Origin of the sequence: Flavobacterium saccharophilum (assembly GCF_900142735.1) — a bacterium.
Lineage (GTDB): Bacteria > Bacteroidota > Bacteroidia > Flavobacteriales > Flavobacteriaceae > Flavobacterium > Flavobacterium saccharophilum.
In genome coordinates this window covers 131,570-147,156 of sequence record NZ_FRBY01000003.1, presented here as the reverse complement: position 1 = coordinate 147,156, position 15,587 = coordinate 131,570, and the positions used below count along the sequence as shown (strand labels likewise).

The following is a 15,587-nucleotide window of genomic DNA, read 5'->3' as shown; positions in this document are numbered from 1 at the left end:
ATTAAAATATAGGTTTGTATTTATCATTGAAACTTTTTATAATCTGGTTGCCGAACTCCTGGAAATGAAATTCGAGGAGATTGTCCAGATAGGTGTAAATACTGATCTTGTCTTCTCCGATTACCTGTACGATCCGGGTAAGTTTTTCATGAAAATCAGGCCGGATATATACGGTTTTCCCATCCCGCGCGTTGGTGCCGGACTTTTTGAAAAAGAGCCTTTCGTAATCCTGATCATCTTCTTTCCTGATTTTGCTGCGTTCTTTTGCCCATGCCTTTTCCTGTATTGGCTTAATTTCGTCTGCACGATCTTCTTGCGGTATCCGAAGTCCTTCCTTCCTGACCCCGTCTACCATAAGGTTCATCATCATCTCTTCGTTAAATTCGGGGATGGTTTTTTTCTTATTGTTTTTTTCCATGATGTTATAATTGGGTGATTCTTAAAAATTCAGTTATAAACTGGTCCAAACGGCAATTCTTCATTAGCCGCTCGTCAGGCGGCATCAAGGTGGAGCGAAAAACATTTCTGGCTCCCGCTTCGCTCTCTTTTCGGAAACGGGTGCTGCTCATGATCTGGCAGTTCATAAGGCTTAGCCCGAGCTCAGCAATAATACTGTTATAGACTTCGTACAAAGGGGAGCGTTCACGTCCATCGACCTGATTCCAAAACAAATTGATGGTTTCGATCGATGTTTCTCCTTTTTTCATTAAAACATCCTTCAAAAGCTGGCTAAAAATAAGTGTGCTTTCCATTACAACACGGTCTGCTGTTATGGGTGTAAAAATATGATGCATACCTGTCAGCGCTTTTAATATGCCCGGAGTGTTAACTGTTCCGGGAAGATCAAAAAAGATATAATCCACCTTCCCTGATGAAGTCTCTACAAAATCATATGCAGCCTGAAGCACACCTTCCGCTTTATGCTGGAAGATCGGGTATGCTTTTTTGTTAATAGCCGTGTACTGCCTGAATGCTGCCTTCTTTAAAAATTCATTTTCCATTACCATAGATAAATCGCGGGCTTTCATCTTCATAAGGCTGTGCTGTGGGAAGTCGGCATCGAATACCGCTACATTATATCCCAGGCGGTAATGCAGGGTACTAGCGGCAAGTGCCGTAAAAGTGCTTTTGCCTACACCTCCCTTTTGGGATGAAAAGGCAACAAATACTGGTTTGTGTTCTGTTTTCATTTTTATTGTATTTAGTTATTACTTATGTCTGTAAGTGCGTAAGTCCTTCTCTATATGAATTTGTCACTGCGCAGTTACGCGGAAAGCTGCATACCCTTGCAGCTAGTTACTTTTTTGTTTACACACTTAAATATGCATTTGAGTTTATGGGCGGATATATAAGCATGTGCCAATCGACCTATTTATGTATAATTGCAATTCTGTAAATCTGAATCTATGCTAGTGCATACCTGATTAAGTAATTAGGTCACTACATAATTACCTCCCCGCATCTTACTGCACGCACAAAGAAACACAGATATGTATGTACTCGTTTATAGTTGGAACCAGTTGGCGTTCCATGGAATCTTTCGGCATTATGCTGCTGTGTAAGGTTTTGCCAAAGACTTTTTTACTTTGTAGAATGATATTTATTAGTGAACGTATCGAAAAACAGCCTGCATTATCTGGTGGCAAAAAGGACAGCTTAAGGCTGTCAATCCTTCTACATTTAATCCGTCCCGAAGGGCGGATTTTGTGTTCGCCAGAACACGGCAAGTTGTGTTTTGAGGCACTCGAAACGCTGTTCGTGCCCCAAAACAACTTGCCCTGCCGGGGGCTGAAAAAACCTTCCGAAGTCAGGTTTTTTGGAGAATTTAAAATGGATTTGAGATGAAAGAAAAAAATAACGCTAATGGCGGCAAAGGGGGCAGGAATCCCAAAATTGATCCCAGTATACACAGGCATGTATTTCGTCTGACCGAAAGGGAAAATGCTGAACTTTTATCACTGTATGAAACGTCGGGAATGCATAATAAGGCAAAATTTATCATATCGCTTCTATTTGAAAGGGAAATAAAAACCGTTAAAATAGACAAGGGAACAGTTGATTTTTATATGAGGCTGACCTCATTTCACAGCCAGTTCCGGTCGGCAGGGGTAAATTATAATCAGGTCGTAAAACTTTTGTACCGCAATTTTTCGGAGAAAAAGGCTGCCGCATACTTGTACAAACTGGAAAAACAGACCGCCGAATTTGCAGCATTGTGCCGAAAAATTATTCTGATAGCACAAGAATTTGAAGATAAACACTTGAAAAAGGAGCATTAAAATGATCGCGAAAATTGGAAGAGGCAGCAATTTATATGGCGCATTGGCGTATAATCAGCTCAAAGTGCAAAAAGAAGAAGGACAGGTACTGTTTACAAGCAGGATGATCGAAACTGCAGGCGGGACATATTCAACTGCACTGTTAGCACGGTCCTTTGAGCCTTACCTGCTTGCCAACCGCAATACGGAAAAACCCGTAGTACATATTTCACTAAATCCTGACCCGAGGGATAATGTAAGCGATGAAGGACTTATAGCGATCGCAGAGCATTACATGGTGGAAATGGGATACGGGCAACAGCCTTTTGCAGTTTTCAAACACACCGATATTGAACGTGCGCATATCCATATCGTGACGGTATGTGTAGATGAAGAGGGCAAAAAGATCTCAGATAAGTTTGAGAAGAGAAGATCTATGGCCGTTTGCCGGGAGCTGGAAAGAAACTATGGACTGATGGCCGCAGTGGACAAAGAGGGTAAGGGACAAGAGAAAATTTTCAATTCGGTGGATTACCTCGGAGGCGATGTGAAAAGCCAGATTGCATCTGTAGTCAGGCATCTTCCCAAATACTATCAATTTCAGACATTGGGCGAATATAATGCCCTTCTTTCACTGTTTAATATTACTGTTGAAAAAGTGGAGAGCCAGTTAGAAGGAAATATCAGGCAGGGGTTATTGTATATCCCATTAAATGAAAATGGAGAAAAGGCAGGGAATCCTCTCAAAGCTTCGTTATTCGGGAAGAATGCAGGGCTTCCGGCTTTGGATGCTCATTTTGCGCGATGCAAGGAAGCTGTAAAGGAAAATGGAAAAAAATCTAAACTAAAGGAGACAATAGGTATAGCAGTTCAATCAACTGATAACGAAGAAGATTTTAAAAGGCAGTTAATTAGGCATGGGATTAACCCGGTTATCCGCAGAAACGGCGCAGGTCGAATTTACGGGATCACTTTTATTGACCACAATTCCAGAACAGTATGTAACGGTTCGCGTCTGGGAACTGAATTTTCAGCTAATGCATTTAATGAGCATTGGAGCAACAAGACAGTCGCCAGTTCAACGGAAGACGCAGCGTCAAAGTCGAAACACGTACAGCACAATTATGACGATCTTCAGGATGAGGATCCACACGAACTTTTTAATTTTCTGCCTAAAATAAGAGAGGTACTATATGAAGAAAACTTCTTTTCATTAGAAGGTTTTGGAGGACTGATACCAGGAGCTCACGGAGAAGATTATCAGGAGGATAATTTTGCCGCTGAAATGAGAAAGAAAAGAAAGCGCAGGAAGAATAAATAGGTTTTACGGTTAATCTAATAACAAGTTATAAAGACACTCTCAGACCAAAAGCATAACTCCAGTAAAGGAGCCTCGGCGCGTTTGCCGTCTTGAACCGGTAAATGCCATATATGTATATCGCAGAAAGTACAAATACGAACCAGCTGATTACACTGTAAGCTAGATCTTGTTTCTCTTTCAGGTTAAGCATTGCTGCCACAAATGATTTCACTATAAGGGCTGGAGCAATACAGCATACCAGTAAACAGACTGCCCAGGGCACTATCCATAAATTGCTTTTCTTTGCCCGCAGGCCAATGACAATGCCCTTGAAAAAATAGATGATGCAAAAAATTAAATAGGTGAATAAAAGTGTAAGCGCCCAAATTCTAAATTGGCCGGTGTCTTCTCCACACAGCTTTTTTGACAGCATAAATCCAGCATAGAAATAGATGCCGAAAATAACAGCAATTTTAAAAGCCAAAAAAAGCAGGCCGCCAATCCCAAACATAAAACCGGTTGCGGATTGGCTTTCTATGCTTTTCCGTGTTTCATATTCAGTCTCACTTTCTTCCGCAAAAGCATCAGGATTATTATATTTCATTTTTGCTTAATGTTTACTTGTCTATCAGATAAGACTTTGGTATTCAGGGTTATAAATTTACTAAAAATATTGATATAAAAATTAAAGCCGACTGGAGGACGCGCGCCAAAGGAGGACAGAAGCAGCTAAAGTCCGCCTTGTTCTTAATGCCGCGGTGAACAGCATTTAATTTCACGCCCTAACATTAAACATTGTAAAATGCAGGGCGATGATGATTTAAGAGGGCTAGCCAAGATAATGGCATTCATGAGAGCAGTTAGTATACTGATAGTACTAATGCATATATATTGGTACTGTTATGGTTTTTTTCTGGAAAAAGGATGGACACAGCTAACCGTTAATAAGATATTGGGCAGTTTCGACCGTGCAGCGGGCCTGTTTTCGCATAAGCTTTATACGAAAGTTTTTGCCGTTCTATTACTTGCTTTAAGCTGCCTTGGAACTAAGGGCGTAAAGAATGAGAAAATTTCCCGGGCTAAGATCTATAGTGCTTTCGGTACGGGCTTTGTTTTATTCTTTTTAAATGCCCCGTTGTTGAGGCTGCCCGAGGAAACAGCAGCCTTCTTTTATATCCTTACATTAGGACTGGGATACATCGCTTTAATGGTAGCTGGAGTCTGGGCTAGTCGTCTTTTGCGCACCAACCTGATGGATGATGTATTCAATAATGAGAATGAAAGTTTCCAGCAGGAGACAAAACTCATGCAAAACGAATATTCGGTCAACCTTCCTACCCGGTTCTTTTATAAAAACAAGTGGAATAATGGCTGGATAAATATAGTGAATCCATTTAGGGCAACAATTGTGCTTGGCACGCCGGGATCGGGTAAATCATACGCTATCGTAAACAATTTCATCAAGCAGCAGATTGAAAAAGGATTTTCAATGTACATCTATGACTTCAAGTTTGACGACCTTTCCACTATAGCCTACAATCATTTACTGAAGCATCATAACAGGTACAAAGTCAAGCCTAAATTCTATGTAATCAACTTTGATGACCCGAGGAAAAGTCACCGCTGCAATCCCCTGAATCCCGATTTCATGACCGATATTTCGGATGCATATGAGGCCGCATACACCATAATGCTCAACCTGAACAGGAGCTGGATACAAAAGCAGGGAGATTTCTTCGTTGAGAGTCCTATTATTCTTTTGGCTGCGATTATCTGGTTTCTTAAAATCTATGATAACGGCAGACACTGTACCTTTCCCCATGCCATTGAGCTCTTGAATAAAAAATATGCAGACGTTTTTACGATTCTCACATCATATTCAGAGCTGGAGAACTATTTATCACCGTTTATGGATGCATGGCAGGGCGGGGCGCAGGATCAGCTGCAGGGCCAGATTGCATCAGCGAAGATTCCTTTATCCCGTATGATCTCCCCAAGCCTTTACTGGGTAATGACCGGTGATGATTTTTCGCTGGATATTAATAATCCCAAAGAGCCAAAAGTATTATGTGTCGGCAATAACCCCGACCGTCAGAACATCTACTCTGCGGCACTTGGGCTGTACAATTCCCGCATTGTAAAACTGATAAATAAAAAGGGACAGTTAAAAAGTTCGGTAATTATTGATGAGCTGCCGACTATTTATTTCCGGGGACTGGATAATCTTATTGCCACAGCCCGCAGCAACAAGGTAGCAGTCTGTCTTGGCTTTCAGGATTTTTCACAATTAAACAGGGATTACGGCGACAAGGAAAGCAAGGTTATCCAAAATACCGTTGGCAATATTTTCAGCGGCCAGGTCGTAGGCGAAACTGCGAAAAACCTGTCGGAGCGTTTCGGTAAGATTCTGCAGAGGAGACAAAGCATGAGCATAAACCGCAGTGACACATCCACCTCCATATCGACGCAATTAGACAGCCTCATTCCAGCTTCCAAAATTTCAACATTAACGCAAGGCTTCTTTGTAGGGGCAGTTTCGGACAATTTTGATGAGCGTATCGAGCAGAAAATGTTTCATGCTGAAATTGTTGTAGATAATGAAAAAGTAACTGCTGACGCCAAAGCGTATCACGATATTCCCCAAATATTAAATTTTATTGATGACAACGGGAACGATACAATGAAGAGGGAGATTGACGCCAATTATAAAAGAATAAAACTAGATATTGTCAAGGTTATAGAAGTAGAGCTTAACCGCATTAAAAACGATCCTTCTCTACAACACCTGATACAAAAAGAGCAAAAAAAAGGACCATCAGCAATTTGATGGTCCCTCAATCCTTAGTAAGCGTTACAATTTCGGCGAGCATTATTTTTTAGCTTGTCTTGTACCGAATTCAAAAAAGGTTCCCCCTTGTTCGTTCAGTACGATATAAGCGCTAAATTCCTTTCCGGCTTTGCTTTTCATACCGCTTATGAGAGAGGTCCTGCCGTGAAGAACAAGTTTTTCAATTTCAGACAAGCTTAAATGTACGCCGCAGATGCTGCGGTACTGAAACCAGTTACATGCCTCGTCTTTGCATTTGGCAATTTTGTCCCTGATAATGAGATTGTGATTTTTGCATTTGGGACATAAGAGCTGCCTTTGGCTATTTTGAACAGTGGAAGTTTGCATCAATTCATATGTGATGCAGGACGTGTACATTTCCATTTCCTTTTGAAAAACTTCCGCATCAGCTTCATTGTTTTCGATTTTTTTTAAGGCACCCTCCCACTGGGCGGTCATTGCTGCATCGGCAATTTTCTTGTCCTTAACCAGCTCGTAAACCTGTAGGCCTTTTTGAGTAGGCAGGAGTGACCTTTTTTTCCTCTCTATATAATTGCGGGCAAAAAGGGTCTCTATGATACCGGATCTTGTCGCGGGCGTACCGATGGCAATACTTTGCATAGCGCTGGATCCTTCCGGCTTTTCGATGTCCTGTCCGGCTGTCTCCATTGCAGATAAAATCCCTGCTTCGGTGTACAGAACCGGAGGAACTGTTTTCTTTTCCAGAACATAACCATTTTTGATTTTGAACTGATCGCCTTTTTTAAGATCTGGCAGTTCCTGCGGAGCTTCCTTTTCATAAAAGCTGCCTCTGATCGAACGCCAGCCTGGCTCTGTTATTCTACTGCTATGAAGTATAAAATCAAGGTGCAGAACCTCTAGTATGATTTTGGTTGTCTCTTTGATACACGGTTGTGAAACCGCTTCAAGCAGCCTGAGGGCAATCATATTATAAACTGCATTTTCTTTTGCGGGGAGGGACGAGGGGATTTTTTCTGTGGTCAGCAATCCATGGTGATCGGTAACACGAAGGTCATTGACGATTCGTTTGTTTAAATGTCCCAATTTTACTTTTAAAATCTCTTGCCTGAAGATTTTATTGTCCTGCAAACCACTGACCAGGCCTGGGATTGTATCCCATACATCTTCGGGTATATACTTGCTGCCGGTTCGTGGATAGGTTATCAGTTTCTTTTCATACAGGATTTGAGCGACGTTCAGTGTTTCCTGTGCAGACAGGTTTAGTTTTATATTGGCTTCTTTCTGCAAGCCGGTAAGGTCAAAGAGCAATGGAGGCTGTTCTGTCAAATTTATGGTTTCTGCCGATACAACTGTCGCGGTATTATCGTTTCTTTTGATGGACTTCAGTGTATCTTGAGCCCCCTTTATATCATTTTCCCATTTGTTTTTTGAAAGGCTTTTAAAATCAATGAAGTCTTTTGTATGCTGTAATTCTATCTGCCAGTACTGCTTAACGGAAAAGTTTTTGTTTTCCAGATAACGCCTGCAGATCAAGGCGAGGGTAGGGGTCTGGACCCTGCCTAGTGAATAAACGCCATCACCTGCCGCTATGCTTAGTGCCTGCGAGGTATTGATCCCAACGAGCCAATCGGCACGGCTTCTGCTTTGTGCAGCCTTAAAAAGTCCGTCAAAATCGCTTCCCGGTTTCAGATTTTCAAAGCCTTTCTTAATGGCTTTTTCAGTAAGGGAACTGATCCATAAACGCTCAAATGGCTTGCTGCACTTAAGGTATTGGTAGATGTAGCGGAATATTAATTCGCCCTCCCGTCCTGCATCGGTCGCAGCAATAATCTTTTCGCTTCGTTCAATGACATCCTCAATAATTTTTATCTGCGCCAAAGCGCCCATATCTGTGCTATAGATTTTATCCTTTTTGACCTTGCGTATCATCAATAAAAAAGGATTGGGTAATATTGGAAGGGAGGATTTCTGAAATCCGGTAATTCCGTAATCTTCCGGCATCGCCAGCCCAATTAAATGTCCAAATGCCCATGTAACAAAATAGCCGTTGCCTGTCAGGTAGCCCTCTTTTTTTTCTGTGGCTCCAAGCAGTACGGCTATTTCCCTTGCTACACTGGGTTTTTCTGCAATAACAGTTATCATACATTTTACCTTTTACGGCCTTTGGATTGAGAAGATGAATCGGATACTTCCAGTTGCCCCTGTTGCTCCTGTTGTTTTTTATTATCAGGATTTGACTGTCCCGATTTTAAAGGCTCGTTTATATTCTTAGTAGCCTCATTGGTTTTTCCTTCGGAATTGACAGCAGTCTGTGTTTTATGCGCCTCAGAAGGTTTTATCTGTTCTTTGATCTTGTCTGGGTTCTGGAATGAAAATTCTGTTTTATTAGTTTCCTTGCTGTACGTAATGTAGCCATTATATTCCTTGCCTTTCTTATCCACTAAACCGCTGATATAAACGGTCTGGCCGTCTTTCAGTTTTTGATGTTGCTCACTGTCAAGTTCTTTGTCACGAAAGATTTTTGGCGCCCCGGGAGTCTGGTTCTGCTGATTGCCATGTGCCTGTTTATTGGAGTCTGTTCTGTCAAAAAGAAACTCTACAAAACGTTTATCTGCATTGAATTGTACAGTTGCATCAAAAGCAGTTCCTTTCTTGGAAACCATATTTTCCAAAAGAAGAGGTTTTCCTTCCAGCAAAGTCTGTTTCTGCTGATCGTTCAGTTTTATCCCTTTAATATCGTCAGGGATTTTAATGAAATCAGTACGTAGCGCTACCACTTCATTGGTAAGTCTGTCAATACTGATAATAGAGGGCATGATCTCATTATTTTTTGGATTCGTAAGGTTCACTACGCGACCCATATTACCAGTCTGCTGCAGATTTTCTTTATCTTCCTTGCTAAACTCGTGACCGAAGAACGGAAAATTTAGATTAGGCCCTTTACGGATGCCGTGTATGGCCACGACAACCTGTCCTTCGTCGTTTTGTTTAAGGGATAATCGGGCATCCAATCTTGTAACCGCAGTACCAAGGTTAAGACTGACCGGTACAAGCTCATTTGTTTTGTATCCTTTAAGCAGCGGATCGAGCAGGCTCATTTTTTCAAGTTTTTCTTTGCTTAAACCCAAATGGTTTAATGTTTCCCAATCAATCTGCTCCGGTTTGAATTTGTATTCACTTGTTTCCGGATTTGTCTGTGTTGTTTCCATATTATTTTTATTTACTTGTTTATTATTTTCCTGCACTTCTGTTTTAATTTTATTCTGCTCTATTATTTCTTCTATAGTAGATGTCGGTTCATTGATGTTTTTCTGAAGTTCCTTCGCTGCATCAATAGCTAAAGGTTCGGGAACTTTGAAGAACATGAAATTTGTGGGGTTTTTCAGCTGGCTGAAAAAATTGGAGAAGAAATTGGAAAACAGATCGCCTTGCCTGTCCACACGCATAAATTGGTTCTGGTTTTTCTTTACAGGCTGCACGGTTTCCAGATTGCCGTTTTCATCCAGTCCCTTCACAGCCATAATTTTCTTTTTCTCTTTGTCAAATACCAGCAGTATATCTGTCAGTTCTTCATGAGGTCGGACTGTATTTTCAGTTTTTTTATCCATAGTCTGAGATTTTTGAATTCATTTGCGAAATTAAAAGATGCCTTACCGTTGAACGGCAAAGGGAGCCAACTGGCTTCATTTTTCACTTGTTGTCGCATCTAATAGGAATGCGGGCAGTAAAACTGTCCCTGATGAACTGATGTACATCCGACAGCTTGTAATATATCTTTCCGCTGATCGTATAGTAAGGTAGCCTGCCAGAAGACCTGTATCGCTGCAGTGACCTGGAACTTATCTTTAGCATCTGTAAAATATCCTGGTTGTCTAAAAGTTCTTCGCCGTCAACAGTTCCGCGCTTTTTTTCCAAATCATTGATATGCGCGGTCATGAGATCGAAACGTTCTATGATCCGTTCCATCCACGATATGAATTCCATTCTATCTATATTCATGTTGATATCCTTTGCATTAATTCTGCAAAGTTGAGTATGACAAAACTTTTAATCTGCCAATGAAAGCCAATGGAAAAATGTGTTTTATGAAGATTTTAACAATTATCGAGCATTTGAGATTTACCGTTTTGCAACTGTTGGCGAGTATTTTGAACTATTGCTCCGCCTTAGCGCAGCAGCTGCCAATTGCATGACATTGGTAAGACAATTGCTGTGATAATGGTCTAAGCTTCCTTTTCCATATGCTGTTTAAGTGACGATTTCAGCTGGTCCAGAAAAATGCTTTTGCTGTCCGCCCTGTCTTTCATTCGATGGTAGGCATGATGGACATCACCTAGCTGGATTCTGAAAAGCAGCTGAAAAACCATACTTATTTTGCGGATTCCCGCTTTACCATGGGAAATGCTTCCTGAGGCATGAAGTGCGTAAATTAACTCGATCAGGGCATTTTTTGAGTCTGTCCAGAAAAAATCCCTGTTACTGTTATTTCCGTCTGCAAACAGATTGTTTTGCGAAGTATCGGGTTCAATTTTGGAAAGCAGGTAACTGTAAAGTAATTCGTTTGCAATTATGCGTGCTACTTTATAATCGTAATAGGTAGAGAATTGAGTGTCTATTTCAAAAACGAAACTATTGACTCCTTCATGCAGATCTATTTTTCCGAGACAAAAAAAATGATGGTCCCATTCAGTTCTTCCCGTGCGGTAGTACCGATAGAAATCAGTATTATAAAAGTGTTCTTTATATTCCTGTTTGAGCATGTTGAGCTCATTTGAAAAATATTTATGATGCATCTTGCCGCTCACTACGGGGCAAGCTGCCTCAATGCGAAAAACCTTATTATAGAAGATAAGTTTTCCCAGTATTTGGGGCTTAACACTTTTAAAAAAATTGATCTCTTCATTTTCATCTGAAAAACCTTTTTCTAATACATTTTTTTTAACCGTGCATAGCAAGTTGCGCAGCACGGTGGTCATGTGGTAGGATTTTTCAATTATATGTTCAGGATCTAAGCTGAATTCCTGTTCTGCTTTTCGAATAACCTGAAGCGCGTTATCACATGTAGATCTTATCATGGCAACAGAGTTTAGATTTATATGAACAAGGAAAAGCGAGGGCGTTACTGCCCTGAAACGTTATGAAGTCACTTTTCGTTGGAAATTAAAATGTGTTATATCAGCGCGCGGTGTTGGTTTCGTTCTGCAATGTCTGCATAAGTTCCATAGCGTAATTATCCCTGGCTTGTACATAAGCGACCTTCGGTAATATAGATGCGCCAAGTTTTTTCTTCTCGAAAGTTGCAGATATGCCGAAATCGATACGCTTAATCTGAAGTTCTCGTGCTCTTTTGATGGTTTGATAGAGAAGCTGCCTGTATAGATTGAAGCCATCGCCTGCAGCATAGTCCATGCCGATAAGTTCGGGCACATACACGGACGATGGATTTTTGTAGCAGAACATTATGCCTATGAAATCTTTTTCTGGTACATCTTTGAGGGTCAGGATTATGAATTCCCAGTTAGGAGAACTATTCATGTTTTGAAATACTTCCCTGCTATAAGTAAAGGTATTTATTGCGAGGTTGCGCTTTTTAACTTCGCGATACAGAAGGTAGGCCCTGTTTAGTTCTTCCTCGTTAAGGCAATCTTTTATTTTTACATCATAGAATTTTTCAAATGGCAGTATTTCCTTATTGAAGTGCTGGCGGGAGCGGCTAGAAAGAATCGAACCATAGTTCTCGAATACACGCAGATGATTATGTTCAATAACACATGATTCTGGCATATCGATCTTGAAATAGCCTTGGTTTCTAATCATTTCATCCCAGCGAAATCCAGGCTTGAAATCACGTAGAACTAGCATATCGGCACCTAGTGAATTGTAGTTTTCTTCAAGCTTATGCAATAGTATTTGCATTGATTGCTCTGCCAGGGGATGATCATCGTCAATATAACTGTGCAAGCCCTCGGTAAACAACGAGCCGGTACTTAGCACTTTGGAGGTCATATGCATAGGGTCTGTTTTTCGAGTTTCTTCGAGATGTCTGGACACTGATTCTGTAGAAAGCATATCATCTTTCCATAGACCGAATGTGCAGTATGTCATCAATACGATCTGCATCTTCTGGTCACGGATTATATAATAGAAGAAGTCCATCTTAGTGGCGGGATCCTGGCTATTTGCGAAAGTATGCTCTTGGTACAGCATTCCATCCCAATCAAGAATATTATAGGCACCCAAATATCTGTTCCATTCCTGCTTATCGATGTTCTTTATCGTAGTCTGCTCGTCGATTTGCATCAGGTCGCTGTGTTGTTTTTTAGCAGGAAGTTTTGTTCTGATTTCCATTCTAAAGGCTAGCCGTATCTTTTCATCACTGCTGCAGGTCTCTTCGACCGATTTATGGAAATGGTAATCCATTGCACGCGCAAGCTCGGAAATATCTTCGATCCGGTTATGTGCAGATATGGTGATACGTATTCCGGTATTTTTTATTGGTACAGCCGGGTATATGCCAAGGTTGAGGTAAAAGCCTTCTTTGAAGAGCCGCTTCGTGAAATTGTAAGCAGTAGCGGGCGTCCCCATTCCAAGAAAGAAAACAGGAGAATCGTTTTCAGATACCAGTGGCAGGCTGCTTTTTGAAAGTAGTGTTCCGAAATGAGCTGTTTTTTTTGCAAGCTCGGTCTGAAGCTCTTCGATTTCAGAAGAAAGATGTATGTTGCAGGATGCAATGGCTGCTGCTACCGATGCCGGCTCTAGTTGAGCAGAGAAGGTAAGAGGGCCGCCAAAAGTTTTAATCTTCTCACGTAATTTACTATCACTGCAGAAAAAGGTAGCGCCGCTGGCTCCAAATGTTTTGCTAAGTGTGCTGACAACCACAATATTTTCTTCCAGACTTCCAATGGCATCAAAGATAAAACCAGTACCATTTTTTCCTTTCCAGCTCATTCCATGGACATCATCAAAATAGAGGTGAAGCTGCGGATACTTTCGGGCAAGGTTCAACAGTTCCTGTACTGGCGCATAATCGCCGTACATAGAATATACACCATCGGCCATGTACCATATTTTGCCCGATTTGCCCATTAGTCTCCGAATTTTTTCTTCCAGCATTTCCAGGTTATTATGTCGTATCATCTCCACTGGTATTCCCCTAAGCTTAAGAACCTGACAGGCATTCTGTACACTCCAATGGGCCTGATGGTCCATAATAACCGCATCTTCATCTCTTATCAAGGTTGGAATAATTGCGATATGTCCAAGGGTACTGTTCTTTGTTATAATAGGAGGTATGCCGTACATCTGTTCTATCTTGTTTTCCAGTTCCGCATATAGGGGATGCGAGAGGTATGTTTTAGAAAGTGGGAACTGCGTCCCATAATTAGTTATGGCATTTATTGCAGCATCTTTTAACCTTTTGTCCTGTTCAAGCCCAAGATATCCTGTAGTGCCAAAATGAAGCATTTCGCTACCGTTAATTTTTATTGTTCGGCCATTGAGATATTCGCCTTCTGTGTAGAGGTGCAATAGGCCATTATCTTTTGCACTTGAAAAAACAGTGTCGACTGTATCGATAAAATTATTGTGCTTTATTTTTGCCATTTTTTATAAGATTTTAAGTTTTTGATTTAATTGTTAGGTGGGTTTCGAAAATTGATAGTTAAAATTCCTTATAAAAAATGAAACTACTTTTACTTACACATATTTTACTCCCAATTTGGCAAGCGTAATTCCCGATTTGACAACAAATTGCTTAGTTTTGCAAGAATTAATCCACATTTGACAATAATAATGTTTCTAAATCTTTATAATTTTGTTAAATTTCAGTTTTAAATAAACACGTCATGATTGCCTCATATGAATCTTTTGAGAATCAAAATGCAAGGTTTTGGATAGAAAATGGCATCCTCTTTTTCGAATATAAAGCTAATACAGCAATTGATTTGCAGGTAGCAATGCGCGTAGTTGCGGACAGGATTGCATTTCAAAATGATAGGTATCTATGTGTGTTTTGCGATACCAGGGGAATAATATCAATTGACAAGGCAGCCAGGGACTATCTGGCCAAGTCAGGATCACTGCTTGCTAAAGCAGTCGCTCTGATTGGCAGTGAAAATGTTTCTATAACTATGAGCACTTTTTATCTGGAAATCAGCAGGCCGTCCGTTCCCACCCGTATATTTACCGTTGAGAATGAGGCATTGGAATATCTAAAGGACTTCGTTTAATAACAACATAAACACGTAGACAGAAGTATATAAAAATTAACGTAGATGAAAAGCCCTCACAACCTTCAGCGGATGGTATCCATGCACAAGATGTTATTTGAAATGGCAAGGGGCAATTTCAATAACCATATTCCCTTAAGCAGTTATGATGACGAAATTGAAACTTTAGTTGTCCTGGTTAATATGGTCGCCGAGGAACTTAAGGAGTCCGCATTTCATTCCGGGTTTGTTAATCCATATATTACGCACAGGATGGCAACTCTTGCAATATTTATTCTAGATGAAAATAATCGCATAAAAAATGTGAATCAGGGTGCTTTGGAAATTTTAGGCTTTGACGCTAAAAATATGATCGACAGGCCCATCCATGATTTTTTAAAGATTGAAGACGAGGAAATATCCAAAATATCGGATGTCGAAAGAAATGCAATAAAAGAAAGGCTTCTATCTGGTGAAATTATTACATTAAATTTTATAACCTTCAAAAAACTAACTGTAAGCGCACAGTGTTCGGTATCTCGATTGTCGGAGGGAAGCTTCATCGCATTAAGTTTCGTGGCCCCTTTTCTTCAGGTTAACGAAACTTCTACCGAACCATTCGGAATAAAATTAGGACGCCATCACAATTTGACGAAAACAGATGCACGCTTAGTACAAAGAGTATACGATTACATATTAGCGAACTTAGCAGAACCCCTGCCATCGATAAAGGACCTTGCAAGGCAGTTCGGTACTAATGATTTCAAACTTAAGGATGGATTCAGATATTTTTTCCATACAAGCATTTACCAGTTTTATACTGAGGAGCGGCTCAAAAGAGCTTATCTCATGATTGAGCAGACAGATATTCCTCTAAAAAATATTTCATTTATGAACGGCTTTAACAGTTATCCAAACTTTTCTAAATCGTTTAAAAAACGTTTTGGATTTTCTCCAAAAGAGCTCGCCCGGAATAAAACGGAGAATTAAGTCTTGCAGGCGATATAAATCCT

13 protein-coding genes are annotated in these 15,587 nt (G+C 40.6%); 5 read left to right on the top strand and 8 right to left on the bottom strand.

What is annotated here, in order from left to right; translation table 11 throughout:
- Position 1: 1 nt before the first annotated feature.
- Together BUA98_RS10600 and BUA98_RS10595 are read right to left on the bottom strand one after the other, a co-directional pair.
- The gene (locus BUA98_RS10600) at positions 2–418 is read right to left on the bottom strand and encodes a DUF3408 domain-containing protein (protein ID WP_072972238.1); all 417 of its coding nucleotides are present in this window, start codon (positions 416–418) and stop codon (positions 2–4) included.
- 4 nt (positions 419–422) lie between these two features.
- Entirely contained in the window at positions 423–1,190 is a 768-nt protein-coding gene (locus tag BUA98_RS10595; RefSeq protein WP_072972235.1) for a ParA family protein, read from the bottom strand.
- Positions 1,191–1,841: 651 nt separating this feature from the next.
- Here BUA98_RS10595 and mobA point away from each other — a divergent pair.
- Together mobA and mobB are read left to right on the top strand one after the other, a co-directional pair.
- Positions 1,842–2,279 (top strand): conjugal transfer protein MobA, encoded by a 438-nt coding sequence (gene mobA / locus BUA98_RS10585; RefSeq protein WP_072972229.1) that lies wholly within the window; start codon positions 1,842–1,844, stop codon positions 2,277–2,279.
- Between the two features lies 1 nt (position 2,280).
- A complete protein-coding gene (gene mobB / locus BUA98_RS10580; RefSeq protein WP_072972227.1) occupies positions 2,281–3,579 on the top strand; it encodes a conjugal transfer protein MobB in 1,299 nt (432 codons plus the stop codon).
- Between the two features lie 25 nt (positions 3,580–3,604).
- On the opposite strand, the gene BUA98_RS10575 is transcribed toward mobB, so the two are convergent.
- Positions 3,605–4,162: a hypothetical protein gene (locus BUA98_RS10575; protein ID WP_072972224.1), complete on the bottom strand. Its 558-nt coding sequence runs from the start codon at positions 4,160–4,162 to the stop codon at positions 3,605–3,607.
- A 198-nt stretch (positions 4,163–4,360) separates the two neighbouring features.
- Between BUA98_RS10575 and mobC the strand changes: the two genes are divergently transcribed.
- Entirely contained in the window at positions 4,361–6,385 is a 2,025-nt protein-coding gene (gene mobC, locus BUA98_RS10570; protein WP_072972221.1) for a conjugal transfer protein MobC, read from the top strand.
- A gap of 42 nt (positions 6,386–6,427) precedes the next feature.
- Here the strand turns inward: mobC and BUA98_RS10565 are convergent, their stop codons facing one another.
- From BUA98_RS10565 to BUA98_RS10545, 5 genes are all read right to left on the bottom strand, one after another.
- Positions 6,428–8,509, bottom strand: coding sequence for a type IA DNA topoisomerase (locus BUA98_RS10565; RefSeq protein ID WP_072972218.1), 2,082 nt, complete (start codon positions 8,507–8,509; stop codon positions 6,428–6,430).
- Between the two features lie 5 nt (positions 8,510–8,514).
- Positions 8,515–9,975, bottom strand: a complete 1,461-nt coding sequence (locus BUA98_RS10560) for a DUF3945 domain-containing protein (RefSeq protein ID WP_072972216.1) — start codon at positions 9,973–9,975, stop codon at positions 8,515–8,517.
- A gap of 82 nt (positions 9,976–10,057) precedes the next feature.
- Positions 10,058–10,366 (bottom strand): helix-turn-helix domain-containing protein, encoded by a 309-nt coding sequence (locus tag BUA98_RS10555; protein ID WP_072972213.1) that lies wholly within the window; start codon positions 10,364–10,366, stop codon positions 10,058–10,060.
- Positions 10,367–10,590: 224 nt separating this feature from the next.
- Positions 10,591–11,442, bottom strand: a complete 852-nt coding sequence (locus BUA98_RS10550) for an RteC domain-containing protein (protein WP_072972210.1) — start codon at positions 11,440–11,442, stop codon at positions 10,591–10,593.
- A 100-nt stretch (positions 11,443–11,542) separates the two neighbouring features.
- The gene (locus tag BUA98_RS10545; RefSeq protein ID WP_072972206.1) at positions 11,543–13,969 is read right to left on the bottom strand and encodes a bifunctional aminotransferase class I/II-fold pyridoxal phosphate-dependent enzyme/GNAT family N-acetyltransferase; all 2,427 of its coding nucleotides are present in this window, start codon (positions 13,967–13,969) and stop codon (positions 11,543–11,545) included.
- 242 nt (positions 13,970–14,211) lie between these two features.
- Here BUA98_RS10545 and BUA98_RS10540 point away from each other — a divergent pair, with 242 nt between their 5' ends.
- A complete protein-coding gene (locus tag BUA98_RS10540) occupies positions 14,212–14,595 on the top strand; it encodes a DUF7793 family protein (RefSeq protein ID WP_072972204.1) in 384 nt (127 codons plus the stop codon).
- Between the two features lie 45 nt (positions 14,596–14,640).
- On the top strand, positions 14,641–15,564 hold the full coding sequence (locus tag BUA98_RS10535) for a helix-turn-helix domain-containing protein (RefSeq protein WP_086065255.1): 924 nt from the start codon (positions 14,641–14,643) through the stop codon (positions 15,562–15,564).
- Positions 15,565–15,587 lie beyond the last annotated feature (23 nt).

Coding starts and splice junctions, on each gene's coding strand:
- BUA98_RS10600 (WP_072972238.1), bottom strand. CDS start 418: ATGGAAAAAAACAATAAGAAAAAAACCATCCCCGAATTTAACGAAGAG.
- BUA98_RS10595 (WP_072972235.1), bottom strand. CDS start 1,190: ATGAAAACAGAACACAAACCAGTATTTGTTGCCTTTTCATCCCAAAAG.
- mobA (WP_072972229.1), top strand. CDS start 1,842: ATGAAAGAAAAAAATAACGCTAATGGCGGCAAAGGGGGCAGGAATCCC.
- mobB (WP_072972227.1), top strand. CDS start 2,281: ATGATCGCGAAAATTGGAAGAGGCAGCAATTTATATGGCGCATTGGCG.
- BUA98_RS10575 (WP_072972224.1), bottom strand. CDS start 4,162: ATGAAATATAATAATCCTGATGCTTTTGCGGAAGAAAGTGAGACTGAA.
- mobC (WP_072972221.1), top strand. CDS start 4,361: ATGCAGGGCGATGATGATTTAAGAGGGCTAGCCAAGATAATGGCATTC.
- BUA98_RS10565 (WP_072972218.1), bottom strand. CDS start 8,509: ATGATAACTGTTATTGCAGAAAAACCCAGTGTAGCAAGGGAAATAGCC.
- BUA98_RS10560 (WP_072972216.1), bottom strand. CDS start 9,975: ATGGATAAAAAAACTGAAAATACAGTCCGACCTCATGAAGAACTGACA.
- BUA98_RS10555 (WP_072972213.1), bottom strand. CDS start 10,366: ATGAATATAGATAGAATGGAATTCATATCGTGGATGGAACGGATCATA.
- BUA98_RS10550 (WP_072972210.1), bottom strand. CDS start 11,442: ATGATAAGATCTACATGTGATAACGCGCTTCAGGTTATTCGAAAAGCA.
- BUA98_RS10545 (WP_072972206.1), bottom strand. CDS start 13,969: ATGGCAAAAATAAAGCACAATAATTTTATCGATACAGTCGACACTGTT.
- BUA98_RS10540 (WP_072972204.1), top strand. CDS start 14,212: ATGATTGCCTCATATGAATCTTTTGAGAATCAAAATGCAAGGTTTTGG.
- BUA98_RS10535 (WP_086065255.1), top strand. CDS start 14,641: ATGAAAAGCCCTCACAACCTTCAGCGGATGGTATCCATGCACAAGATG.